Annotated in this window: 8 protein-coding genes and 1 pseudogene; 5 read left to right on the forward strand and 4 right to left on the reverse strand. The window is 43.3% G+C overall.

The annotated features are described in order from the left end of the window. Positions 1–146: 146 nt before the first annotated feature. From NPUN_RS13870 to NPUN_RS13880, 3 genes are all read left to right on the forward strand, one after another. Entirely contained in the window at positions 147–1,334 is a 1,188-nt protein-coding gene (locus tag NPUN_RS13870) for a HetZ-related protein 2 (RefSeq protein WP_012409277.1), read from the forward strand. A gap of 274 nt (positions 1,335–1,608) precedes the next feature. Beyond that, positions 1,609–2,826 (forward strand): GspE/PulE/PilB domain-containing protein, encoded by a 1,218-nt coding sequence (locus tag NPUN_RS13875; protein ID WP_041565399.1) that lies wholly within the window; start codon positions 1,609–1,611, stop codon positions 2,824–2,826. A gap of 201 nt (positions 2,827–3,027) precedes the next feature. Beyond that, positions 3,028–3,711 (forward strand): Crp/Fnr family transcriptional regulator, encoded by a 684-nt coding sequence (locus tag NPUN_RS13880; protein WP_012409279.1) that lies wholly within the window; start codon positions 3,028–3,030, stop codon positions 3,709–3,711. 174 nt (positions 3,712–3,885) lie between these two features. Here NPUN_RS13880 and NPUN_RS13885 read toward each other — a convergent pair. The 3 genes and pseudogenes from NPUN_RS13885 to petH form a co-directional block, all read right to left on the reverse strand. Further along, positions 3,886–4,125, reverse strand: a pseudogene (locus tag NPUN_RS13885) (Uma2 family endonuclease); the annotation flags it as partial. A 41-nt stretch (positions 4,126–4,166) separates the two neighbouring features. Beyond that, positions 4,167–5,453 (reverse strand): homoserine dehydrogenase, encoded by a 1,287-nt coding sequence (locus tag NPUN_RS13890; protein ID WP_012409281.1) that lies wholly within the window; start codon positions 5,451–5,453, stop codon positions 4,167–4,169. A 190-nt stretch (positions 5,454–5,643) separates the two neighbouring features. Beyond that, a complete protein-coding gene (gene petH, locus NPUN_RS13895; protein ID WP_012409282.1) occupies positions 5,644–6,957 on the reverse strand; it encodes a ferredoxin--NADP reductase in 1,314 nt (437 codons plus the stop codon). A gap of 1,211 nt (positions 6,958–8,168) precedes the next feature. Between petH and NPUN_RS13900 the strand changes: the two genes are divergently transcribed. Further along, the gene (locus NPUN_RS13900; RefSeq protein ID WP_012409283.1) at positions 8,169–9,173 is read left to right on the forward strand and encodes a phosphoribulokinase; all 1,005 of its coding nucleotides are present in this window, start codon (positions 8,169–8,171) and stop codon (positions 9,171–9,173) included. Between the two features lie 348 nt (positions 9,174–9,521). Further along, positions 9,522–10,796 carry a methionine adenosyltransferase gene (metK, locus tag NPUN_RS13905; RefSeq protein ID WP_012409284.1) on the forward strand — a complete coding sequence of 425 codons (1,275 nt, stop codon included), beginning with the start codon at positions 9,522–9,524 and terminating at the stop codon, positions 10,794–10,796. A gap of 508 nt (positions 10,797–11,304) precedes the next feature. Here the strand turns inward: metK and NPUN_RS13910 are convergent. Next, the gene (locus tag NPUN_RS13910; protein WP_012409285.1) at positions 11,305–12,714 is read right to left on the reverse strand and encodes a family 2B encapsulin nanocompartment shell protein; all 1,410 of its coding nucleotides are present in this window, start codon (positions 12,712–12,714) and stop codon (positions 11,305–11,307) included. Positions 12,715–12,848: the final 134 nt, after the last annotated feature.

Here is a 12,848-nt window from a genome sequence, read left to right on the forward strand (position 1 = left end):
ATTTTGGGATTGAGAGAAAAACATCAATGTAGAAATTTCTGCATAATTCTAGTGAATTAGGACGTAATAAGAGTAGAAACACTGAGCTATTTTCATGAAACTCATGAAATCTGGGGCAGCTGCCAGTTAACAATTAGGTGGGACAAATGGGGGTTGTGATGCAAACTTCAAAATTGAGTTTCGAGGAATGCAATCTCAGTATGACAACAGATATGGAAAAACTGGCTTTAGATTGGCAAAAGCGCTTGGCTGTTGAATGTCCAGAGCAGAATGAAGCTGCTAGGCAAAGTATTATTCTCTGGCTATTTGGATCTGACTCAAAACGCTTTGATCTGTTGAACCCGAAGGAACTTGAGATCGCCAAACAAGCGATGGAATATCGCTGGAGGATTTTACGTCAACGTTATTTGGGATTTGGGCGAGAACGTGCTTATCGCAACTTGATAACGCGACTAGGGAGTTTAGTGACATTACGGAATAAGATTCAGACTTGGGTTTCCCTCAGCCGCGATCGCCAGCGCAGTGTGATGGATGTATTGCAAGAAGTACTCCAAGAATTACTGCAAACTGATGCCTATATGCAACAACAAATGGCCGATCTTGCCAAATATACAAGCGATAGGCGATTGGCTGATGCTCTGCTATTTGCCACTGTAGAAGAATATTGTTTGCGGCCAGTACGCAATCAACCCCTATTAGCTTATCGGTTTGTAAATTACTTGCGTCGCACTCAGCGCGGTGGCTTAACCCAAGTGCCTGGTCGTGACATGATTAAACTGGTGTCAGAAGAAGTCCTCACCGACGACAATGACAATCGAGTTAACTTAGTGGATAGTCAGGCGATCGCAGAATATCAAGAAACACAACAACTAGAAGAACAACAGGCCCTACGTCAGTCCGTCCAAAAAGAATTTGAAAATTATTTACAAGAAAATCTGGGAAAAGACGCAGTAGAATGGCTACGACTCTATCTGCAAGGTAAGTCCCAAGAAGAGATCGCCCAGAAACTAGATAAGCAGACTAAAGAAGTCTACCGTCTGCGAGAAAAAATTAGTTACCATGCTGTGCGTGTTTTTGCCCTCAAAGGTAAACCAGAGCTAGTAGACAGCTGGCTCTCAATTTCCTTACAAGAACATAACTTAGGGTTAACGCAAAACCAATGGCAACAACTTGATGAAAAATTGACTCCTCTGGGGCGGCAGATTCTAGATTTGCGGAAAGCAGGTAACTCAATAGAAACAATAGCTCAACAGTTAAAGCTCAAAACCCATCAAGTGTTAGGCGAATGGACAAAAATTTATCTTGCAGCCCAAGCTTTAAGAACCCAAGAGTAGCCAATTTAGGGGGAGTGAGACAAGGCAAATGGAGAGTGGCGAAGTGGAGGAGTAGGGAAAGTAGGGGATTAGGGTAAGAAGAAGTATTAATTATTTGCCCAATGCCCAATGCCCAATCCTCAGTATTATCCCCAATCCATCATCTAAAATTCATCTTCTAGTTACGTCTACTTAAGTATATATAATTGAAATTTTAACAATCAAACAAAGTATCTTTATTAACTACCTACTCAATTAGAGGCAAAATATAAATAAACACCACGCAATCAAACCTATGCTGTCTTCCGAGGGCGAACTAAATGATACCGCAGCAAATCTACAGAAAATCCTAACTGCTACTCAAACTAGATGGGAGGAAGGAGGGGAACGCGAGCAAATGTTCCAACTGATTGATAATCTTTTATCCTTTGAAGCTTGCCTCTACCATCAGATTTTGCCCTTGGGATTAGAGGACAAAAACCTCTTGCTAGGTATGGTTTATCCCCAAGACAGTGAGGCACTAGATTATGTTGGTCGCATTTTGTCTTATATCAATTGCACAATGGTGATTGAGGCGATCGCAAGCGACTCTCACCGCAGAATATTATCAGCCTACCTCAACCATAAGAATACATCTCAGCTAGATGCAAAACTTGTGCATGAGTCAACAGAGGACTTTCCCCAACAAAATACTGACAAACCTATTCCCTCACTAAATGTCGACTCAGAATCAAATCAGCACCCAATATTGATGGCGTTTCAGACACAAAAGCGTCAACATTCTGGACAGCGTGTAGACTTGCCTCCTATCCCAGAGCTAGATCAATCATCTCAAACTTTAAGGAGACAAGAGGGCGAGACATCCGTTGCAGCAGCAAACAATTTACCTATTTTGCCTACACAAGTTCCTGAATTACTTACTTCCATTGAGTTGCTGCCAACACTACCACCTAAAAAATTACTAGAGGAATTACTAGGGCGAATTCTAAGTGGGGGAATTGGTCGGCTGTATTTAGAAAGACAAGCTTACGAAGGCAGGATACTGTGGAGTGATAATGGAATATTGCAGTCTGTATTAGACAAACTGCCGCTCTATGTTTTCCAAGGAGTACTGAATGAATTAAAGCGGTTTGCCTCCATGCCTCTCACCACGCTTGCGGAACCAAAACAGGTAGAGAAGGAATACGTATATCAAAAAAACCGCTTGTTATTACGCTTGCGAGTTATGCCGGGAACCTACGGTGAAGAGGCAACACTCCAAGTCTTGCGGGGAGCAGCATTAAAGTTCTATCAACAACAGCAATTAATGCGTCTGGGACGTGATGCTTTAGGAATTTCTCAGCAACTAAGTTTCAAATTACATGAACTACAAGAACGGCTTTTGTTGAATCCCAGCCTTGACTCTCAGCAATCAGAGGCTTTAGCTACACTGAATCAATTAGTGAAAAATTTAGACCAACAGATCAAAATACTGGCAATACATAGCAATCCACCAACAGACAGCAAATTATAAGTCTGTCAGTGAAAGCGCTGATTTCGATCGCGTACATAATTGTTATGTTGTAATCGGACTTTAGACCGATCAACCTTATAAAGTTCATCTCAAATAAATACAAATTTTGCGATCGTACTCTGAGTAAGATTACGATTTAAACAAACTTTATAGTATCAAAGTTAGTTTCCCGCTCTTGAATCCATTTGTTGCAAATATTTCATGCTAACTGAGGTTTTTAGTGAACTTTTCCCCTTGATGAGTACAGCCAACCCACAGACCTTAGAATGGCTACTCAACGTTGCAATTGAACATGAATACCCATCGGGGCGAGCCGTTGTGATGGAAGATGCCTGGGGTAACGCCGTTTACTTCGTGGTTTCTGGTTGGGTCAAAGTCCGGCGTACTGTCGGGGACGATTCAGTAGCTTTGGCAATTTTTGGTCGTGGCGATTTTTTTGGAGAGATGGCAATTTTAGATGAATCTCCACGCTCAACTGATGTCATTGCCCTTTCACCCGTGAAGTTGCTTAGTATCTCCAGAGAGCGTTTTATTCAAATATTGTTTAAAGACCCGCAGTTACATCACCGGATGCTGCAACTGATGGTGCGGCGATTGCGGCAAATTAACCAGCGATTACAAATGCGGTCTTCACCACCAGCAGTCAAACTCGCTCATACCCTAGTAACTTTAGGTGAAAGCTATGGTCAGGAATCAGACTTAGGAAGAGAAGTTTTTAACATTCCCTTTAAAGATTTAGCAGAGGTGACAGAAATCGGCGTTGAAGAAACCACCAAAATCATGGAAAAGCTTCATGAAAAAGGGTGGATCAAAATTGATAGCGCCAATAACATTACTTATCTTGTGAATTTGAAGCAGTTGATAAACTTGGCTGGCAAAGTGTGATTACTTTATCTGAAATAATCTATCACAGGTAGGGCTAGTATACAATTGCCCAAGCTACGTTAGTTATACTTAAAACTCTGCTTCAACACTGAGCGATGTCTAACGACAAGCCGCTCCCTGTCTACACAATTGGGCTGTTAAGCGATCGATTCTTTGTCGTTCTAATTCCGCTCTTTAGCTTTCCTGTTCTGCTCTTTCCTCACCACTCAATAACAAATTACCTTGCAAATACCACCAGCGCAGCCAGAGTAATTCCGCATTCTGATAAATTCCTTGCCATAAGCCTAGCTCAACTCCCAAAGGCGTAATAGGATAATCTTTCCACTCATTTGCTGGTAACAATTGATATTTCCCTTCAATAATGTGGTACATTTTCACACTGGCTTTATTCATTTGATAAATGCCGTAAAAAGCTTGAAATAAAGTGACTTGACGAGCCTCGCTCCCCACTAATCTCAAAGTACACGCAGTAAGCTGGGAATGCTTTCAATCGCTTCCAAATTCTGAATTTCTGCCAAAGCTTGCCTAAAATTGCCTTCTGGCACATCATGGGTAACAACCACAATCTCTGCTAGTTCCCCTTGAAAGCCAGTTTGGACAATTGACTCTAAGCTAACGCCATAATTACCAAAGCAAGTCCCCAATTTCCCGATAACTCCCGGTTGGTCATTGGTAAGGAAACGGGCATAAAACCGAGTTATCAGTTCTGCCATCGGCGCAATTTGGCAGTATTCTTGATGTCCACAAGCTATTAATGGATTTGCAACTGCTGTATTGGTTTTGAGGACAGCAACTAGATTTAAGATATCTGATGTCACAGCACTGGCGGTTGCACCAGCACCAGCACCAGGGCCGAAAAACATTACTTGCCCAATTGGTTCTCCTTCGACGAGAATGGCGTTGTAAACGCCGTTGATACTAGCCAAAGGGTGAGCTTGGGGCACTAAAGTCGGATGAACTCTAACGGAAAGTGGTGATGAGGGAGTATCACGTTTAGCGATCGCTAACAATTTAATCACAAATCCTAATTTTTCGGCGTAGGCAATATCTGTTTTGCTGACTTGCCGAATCCCCTCAGTATAAACATCTTGTAGGTTGATGCGTCCACCAAAGCCTAATGATGCCAGGATGGCAATTTTATCGGCTGCGTCTAAGCCATCGACATCGGCTGTAGGGTCAGCCTCAGCATAACCCAAACGTTGGGCATCAGCTAAGACATCGCTAAAGTTGCTGCCTTCTGTTTGCATCCGCGTCAGGATGTAGTTAGTTGTACCGTTCACGATGCCTGTGACAGTGTGAATGCGATTAACACTCAAAGACTGCTTTAGGGGTTGAATTACCGGAATACCACCACCCACGGCAGCTTCTAGCATGACGTATACGCCAGCTTGATTGGCAGTTGTGAAAATTTCCGCCCCAAACCGAGCGATCGCTGCTTTGTTGGCGGTGACTACGTGTTTGCCATTACTCAAAGCTTTGAGAATTAGCGATCGCGCCGGCTCCAGTCCGCCCATCACCTCGACAACTATATCTACCGCCGGATCGTTGACAATTGATTCTAAATCTGTCGTTACTACTTCTGTAGATAATTCTACTGCACGGGGTTTATCGAGCGATTTTACTCCCACCCGATAGATTTCTATCTCTTGTAACAACGGGTGCCGTCCAGCCTTATCTTGCAACAACTGCACTGTCCCCGTTCCCACAGTGCCTAATCCGAGTATTCCTAATTTCACACCCACAATTTTTGCACCCAATTTCACCAAGAACAATTGTAGGTAGAGCGTTTGCCCTACCTACTGATGATTATCCTGCTTCCTTTGCCATTTGTCCTTCGTCCTTCGTTCTTTGTCTAAAACTAATACTTCGACTTACCTCGGCTCCGCTCGGCACGAGTCGCTCAGTACAAGTGACTAATGACCAATGACTAAATTAGTAAGTTTCTACGTGCCAGCGACCGGCTTTCTTGAGTTGCTTCTGGTAATCACTCCAGGTTACGCCTTCCTTAGCAGCAGCAGCAGTTAAGGCTGCATCAATACCTTCTTCCATACCGCGCAAACCGCAAATGTAAGTGTGGGTTTTTTCATTTTTAATCAACTGCCACAATTCATCAGCATGTTCTGCTACGCGGTCTTGAATATACATTCTACCGCCTTGGGGATTTTTCTGTTCGCGGCTGATGGCAGCAGTTAGGCGGAAGTTCTCAGGATATTTTTGTTGAATCTCTTCCAGTTCTTCCTTATATAAAAGGTTTGGAGTTGTAGGTACGCCAAATATTAGCCAAGAGAATCCTTTAAATTGGTATTCTGGGTTAGCCGCTCTTTCCGCATCTTTAAACTGACGCCACAAGTAAGCCCGCATCGGCGCAATACCTGTTCCAGTAGCCATCATGATAACATTAGCATCAGGGTCATTGGGTAACAACATTTCCTTACCCACAGGCCCTGTAATTTTTACCTCTTCCCCTGGCTTGAGGAAACACAGGTGCGTAGAGCAAACACCGTAGACTGTTTCGCCAGTTTCTGGGTGCTTGTACTCCAACTGGCGGACGCACAGTGATACTGTCTTATCATCTACATCATCACCATGACGAGTTGAGGCGATGGAATATAGTCTGAGTTTTTCAGGCTTGCCGTTCTTGTCTAAACCTGGCGGAATAATGCCAATACTTTGACCTTCTATATACTTCAAATCCCCACCAGATAGGTCAAATTTAAGGTGTTGAACAATACCAATACCACCTTCTTTGACTAATGGTTCATTAGATATTACCTTGCCAATAAATGGAGCATTGGGACGGTAAGTGTTAACAGGAACGTCACCGTGGTCTTTTTTGGCTTTCGCTTGAGTCATGGTGTTGCCTTTCTTGTCCTTGTTCTGTTCTTCAGCACTATGAGCATTTACAGGTGTGGCTTTACCATTCCCTTCACTGTTAGCAGTTTCCCCAGATTTAGCTAATTCGCTGACAACGCTTGTAGCATTCCCAAATGAGGCTTTACCATTAACTGGTTCTAGAGCAGTTATAGGTTGGATGCTAACAATTGTGCCGCCTAGACGAGTGATACGTCGCATTTCTTGATTCATGCGGTTGTAAGGCACTCTGATGAACACACTGCCACTTTTCCGAATTGGGTAGTTAGTTTGATCGGTTTCTTCCCCCTGACGCAAACCCACTACTTCATAAACGAAGATGCGGCTACCTAATTCTATGTTGGCAGCACCCTCAACAGCACCTTGATTGTACATTCGTTCTACCACTCCGATAATTTACTTAACCGTTTTTCAAAAAAAACTATTCCTATCCCATGCCAGCTTTAGTTTACCGGATTTTCGTTTCACAAAACTGGCTCTCAAGGAAAAACGGCATCATTAAATTAATGCCTTGCTAAGTACACTCACCAAAGACATGCAGGCATAGCAAAAAACACACCTGTTCACCTTCTAAGGTAAATGATAAGTCTTATGGAGAATGTTAATAATGAGTCAATTTAATCTTTTTTTTGTTAACTACCACCCGCATCAACGAGATAGTTTTTTACTTGACTAGGCAACGAGCAACTCACAATAGCAGATATTGATAGGAGAACTAGTTTGATTGCTGGAAGCTACCGTTCAGTTTACCTCCAAAATTTGCCGTTGTGCTTACTTACTTCGAGGACTTAAATCGGAGAATACCAATACCAGAAGATTTTCTTCCCATTGGTTTTGCTTCACCAAATCTACTGCTCTCTCGAAATATTGTTAGCTATATTTTATGAACTGTTTATGGATAACTACATGACTATTACAACTTCAGCTACAAACATAACAATAGAGAGAACTGTGATTTTAGCACGTATAACCAGTTTCACTTGATGTGAAAAATCTGTCAACCTCTAGTCAGTACTTTGCCATAACCCAAACGCTTGTATTTGACCATATACATAAATTTACAGCCAATAATTTGACTAATGCAAGTTGTTGGCTCATTCGTTGGGTAGATTTTTGCTTTGAATATCTTAATGATTGTCAAGTAGGAATTACAATTTAAGAAGATTAGGAAATTCGCGGCAATAATAATAAATTATACCTTATAGTCTTGATTGTATAGAGTCAGAAGTAGCAGTCTGATAAAGTTGCAACGCTGATGGGCGGTGCTGATCCCCATTTTTAAATTAACAACTAAATCACCTAAAAATGATTCATGAACCACGCTAATTCTTCTTGACAGTAATCTTGTATGGGATACCCCCTTCTGTTAAAATCAAATATACCACTAGGATTAAATACTTACCGGCACCAACATTCAGGCTAGTCCGACGAGTAGCAACTTAATTACTTTGTTGCCTACCCGCTTGGTGTCTTATAGATGTGCTAGGTAGCAAGAACGCAGGATAAACCAAAGGGGTAAACTCCTGGCTTCAGAATCTGCTGTGTGAAAAAATATTGACACAATTTTAGTATTTTAGAGGGGATTTATGACAAGTAAGCCGGAACGTGTGGTACTGATTGGAGTAGCCGGAGACTCTGGGTGCGGGAAATCTACGTTTTTGCGTCGTTTGATAGATTTGTTTGGTGAAGATTTGATGACAGTCATCTGCTTAGATGATTATCACTCCTTGGATCGCAAACAGCGTAAAGAAACTGGGATAACGGCACTAGACCCCAGAGCGAACAATTTTGACCTGATGTATGAGCAAATTAAAACGCTCAAAAGTGGTCAAGCGATTGATAAGCCGATTTACAACCACGAAACTGGCTTGATTGACCCGCCAGAGCGAGTAGAGCCGAATCACATTATAGTTGTTGAAGGACTGCATCCTTTATATGATGAGCGGGTGCGATCGCTAATCGACTTCAGTGTTTATTTTGATATTAGCGATGAAGTCAAAATCGCCTGGAAAATCCAGCGAGATATGGCTGAACGCGGTCATCGCTACGAAGATGTCTTAGCGCAAATCAATTCCCGCAAACCTGACTTTGAAAAGTTTATCGAACCACAAAGAGAATTTGCCGATGTGGTTCTCCAAGTATTACCCACTAACTTGATCAAAAACGACACAGAGCGCCGAGTCCTACGAGTACGTATGCTCCAACGGGAAGGTAAGGAAGGCTTTGATCCAACCTACCTATTTGATGAAGGCTCAACAATTAATTGGACTCCCTGTGGACGTAAGCTGACCTGTTCTTATCCTGGTATGCAACTATACTACGGTTCAGATGTTTACTACGGTCGCTATGTCTCAGTACTAGAGGTAGATGGTCAATTTGACAACTTGGAAGAAGTAATTTATATCGAAACCCATCTCAGCAATACATCCACCAAATATCAGGGTGAATTGACTCATTTGTTACTCCAGCACCGTGAGTATCCAGGTTCCAATAATGGTACTGGTTTCTTCCAAGTACTTACAGGTTTAAAAATGCGTGCTGCCTATGAGCGTTTAACAGCTACGGAAGCAAAGTTAGCGGTTCAGGTTTAAAAGCAGCAGTACTTGTGTCAAAGTTTGTGGGGACGCTTCCGGGTGTCCCCTTTTTTTGTGTTATTAAATACATTCTGCCCACAAAATAATTACCATAAATTTATTTTTTTTACAGATACTTACCTTATAGTTAGTGGTTTTTATCAATATCAACAAGATACTAACTACTGAAGTATAAATATTGTTATGATTTCATAAATTAATGTGAGTTTGATGGCTCCTAGGAAACTAAATTGTTTCTCTCAAGGCATAGCGAATGCCGTTCGTTGGAAGCTCACGTTAAATTAGGTAGTTGAACTAAATACCACATTTAGTCAGCAAAAAAACTCAAGTCAGGAGGAATTTGCTTTGTCTCGTCGATATTTATTTACCTCCGAGTCAGTCACCGAAGGTCATCCAGATAAAATCTGCGATCAGATTTCTGATACCATTCTGGATGCCCTACTGACACAAGACCCCAGCAGCCGTGTCGCTGCTGAAGTAGTAGTTAACACTGGTTTGGTGCTAATCACTGGTGAAATAACCACCAAAGCAAATGTGAATTTCGTCAATCTCGCCCGCAAAAAAATTGCCGAAATTGGCTATACCAATGCTGATAATGGCTTTTCTGCTAACAGCACCAGCGTTCTGCTGGCTTTAGACGAACAATCACCCGATATTGCCCAAGGTGTTAACACCGCTCAAGAAACTCGCCAGCAAGATAGTGATGAGCTATTCGACAAAATTGGTGCAGGCGATCAAGGTATAATGTTCGGTTTTGCCAGTAACGAAACACCAGAACTGATGCCCTTACCCATCAGTCTCGCCCACCGTATTGCTCGCCGATTGGCAGCAGTTCGTAAAACAGGTGAATTGTCATACCTGCGTCCTGACGGTAAAACCCAAGTAACTGTGGTCTACGAAGATGGGCGGCCAGTAGGTATTGATACTATTCTAATTTCCACCCAGCATACAGCTACGATTGGGGAAATTACGGATGAGGCGGCTGTACAAGCCAAAATCAAACAAGACCTCTGGTCAGCAGTAGTCGAACCTGTTTTTGGCGATATTGACGTTAAACCTAACGATCAGACGCGTTTTTTAGTCAACCCCACTGGCAAATTTGTCGTTGGTGGTCCTCAAGGAGACTCTGGTCTGACAGGACGGAAAATAATCGTTGATACCTACGGTGGTTATTCACGACATGGTGGCGGCGCTTTTTCTGGCAAAGACCCCACGAAGGTAGACCGTTCTGCGGCTTATGCGGCTCGCTATGTGGCGAAAAACATTGTCGCTGCTGGGTTAGCAGAAAAAGTTGAAATCCAGCTATCTTATGCTATTGGTGTAGCGCGACCAACAAGCATTTTGGTAGATACCTTTGGTACTGGCAAGGTGGATGAAGAAACCTTACTCGAATTAATCAACCAACACTTTGAACTGCGTCCAGCAGGGATTATCCATACCTTCAACTTACGCAACTTACCAAGTGAACGAGGCGGACGTTTTTATCAGGACGTCGCGGCTTACGGTCATTTTGGGCGGGCTGATTTAGACTTGCCTTGGGAACAGACCGATAAAGCCGAATTGTTGAAGCAAGCAGCAAACGAGTCACTTTCGGCAGCAATTGCTCAAGCGCTAACTTAGACTCATACGCGACTACAAAAACTTAGTTTATATATCTGAGGGTATAAGCAACTTCAAAAGTTGCCTATACCTTTATTTATCTTTCAATTGTCGCACGAAAGGCGGGAGTATCCCAACCGTTTTATTTTCAATGCAGGTTTATTAGACCTCTTGCAAAAGTGCTTTTAGCAAGAGGTGGGAAAAGGGACTCATGTTAAAGGGGAAGGGAAAATACAAAACCTTTCCCCCTTTCCTCTTCCCCTTTTCCCGACTTCTGCAAGAAGTTTATTGTGTTGCCTTCAAACAAAAATGAGAGAATGAACAAACGAACCACATTCGCGCAGCGTCTCGTTAGAGAAGAACGCAAAGGTAAGAGTTTTGTAAAGGATTTTTGCGTCAATCAAGTGATTTTTGGAAAAATTGGATGCTCTCCGAAAGCTGAAATTAATTATGTTAAGGTTTTAAGCCAGCACCTTCGATGCTAATTGGTTTTTGATCATCTCCTTAGTGTCCAGATGCTTGATTCCCCTCAGCGACCGATTTCGACATCTTCGAGGATGCCGAGTGCGTCGGGGACAAGAACGGTTGCGGAGTAGTAGGCGGTGACGAGGTAGGAGATGATAGCCTTTTCGTTGATGCCCATGAATCGGACGGACAAACTAGGTTGGTATTCGTCCGGGATACCTGTTTGGTGTAGGCCAATCACGCCCTGATCTTTTTCACCAGTGCGGAGTATAAGGATAGAACTGGTCTGGTTTTTGGTAATCGGGATCTTGTTACAGGGCAGAATCGGTACATTGCGCCATGTGATTATTTTGCTCCCATCCATGTCGATGGTGTCTGGATAAATGCCTTGACGGTTGCACTGGCGACCGAAGGCTGCAATAGTGCGGGGATGAGCTAGGAAGAACCTCGACTTCCGCCGACGAGTGACTAATTCATCCAAGTCATCAGGATTGGGGGGACCGCTGCGGGTGTAGATGCGCTGTTTGAGATCGGCGTTGTGTAACAATCCAAATTCGCGGTTGTTGATCAACTCGTATTCTTGACGTTCCCGCAATGCCTCAATTGTCAGCCGCAATTGTTCTTCCGTCTGGTTGTACGGTTGATTGTACAGATCCGCAACACGAGTATTCACTCGCAACATAGTCTGAGCAATGCTTAACTGATATTCGCGGGGTGAAAGTTCGTAGTCAACAAATGTTCCCGGTAATGTCGTCTCAGTGCTATGACTGGTTGACAATGCGATCGCAGCTTCTCCATACTTGTTTTGTGGAAGTTCTGCACGAATCCGAAACTGCTCAAGTTGAGCCTGTAAGGCCTGCGACTGGTTGAGCAGTTCCCGAAATGCCTGTTGTGGTAGTGCTAATACGGTGCATCGGGTCACAGCTTGGACTGTGAACTTCCAATTGCTTTCTGACTCCACCAACACGCGATCGCCAAAATAATCACCGTCAGCTAGCATATCCAATAGAGGCTGCTCGTCATACTTGCCAATAGCAATCTTGTTTACCTTGCCATGTGCGATCAAGAAAAGCTGATTGGCTGGCTGACCTGACTGGACTATGATATCACCAGGTGCGAACTCCTGCTGAACAAACCGACTTGCCAACGCCCTTAGCACCTCGGTATCGTCAAATCCTCGCAGCAAGGGCAACTCACCAAGTTCTTGGGGAATCACCTGCACCTCGGCTCCGGTGTTGGAGAAACTCAACCGCCCATCACCCACGGTATAGGTCAACCGACGGTTCAGCCGATAAGTGCCACCCTTCGTCTGCACCCACGGCAACATCTTCAACAACCACCGTGAGGTAATTTCCTGCGTCTGCGGTGCAGATTTGGTGGTCGTGGACAAATTACGCGCAGCATCTTTACTCAAACTCAGTTGTTGAGGTTGTCCACTCTCAACATTTAAATTTGATTCAATAAAATCCGTCATCACCTCATCCTCTAGTTACTAATAAAAGTGCGTCAACTGCCACATATACTTCAATTGCATACAGCCTTTTGCAGGTAAATAGACCACGCAGTAGGGGCACAGCATTGCTGTGCCCTTACCAATATTTGTGGTTC

The sequence above is a fragment of the Nostoc punctiforme PCC 73102 genome (assembly GCF_000020025.1).
Lineage (GTDB): Bacteria > Cyanobacteriota > Cyanobacteriia > Cyanobacteriales > Nostocaceae > Nostoc > Nostoc punctiforme.

Coding starts and splice junctions, on each gene's coding strand:
- NPUN_RS13870 (WP_012409277.1), top strand. CDS start 147: ATGGGGGTTGTGATGCAAACTTCAAAATTGAGTTTCGAGGAATGCAAT.
- NPUN_RS13875 (WP_041565399.1), top strand. CDS start 1,609: ATGCTGTCTTCCGAGGGCGAACTAAATGATACCGCAGCAAATCTACAG.
- NPUN_RS13880 (WP_012409279.1), top strand. CDS start 3,028: ATGCTAACTGAGGTTTTTAGTGAACTTTTCCCCTTGATGAGTACAGCC.
- petH (WP_012409282.1), bottom strand. CDS start 6,957: ATGTACAATCAAGGTGCTGTTGAGGGTGCTGCCAACATAGAATTAGGT.
- NPUN_RS13900 (WP_012409283.1), top strand. CDS start 8,169: ATGACAAGTAAGCCGGAACGTGTGGTACTGATTGGAGTAGCCGGAGAC.
- NPUN_RS13910 (WP_012409285.1), bottom strand. CDS start 12,714: ATGACGGATTTTATTGAATCAAATTTAAATGTTGAGAGTGGACAACCT.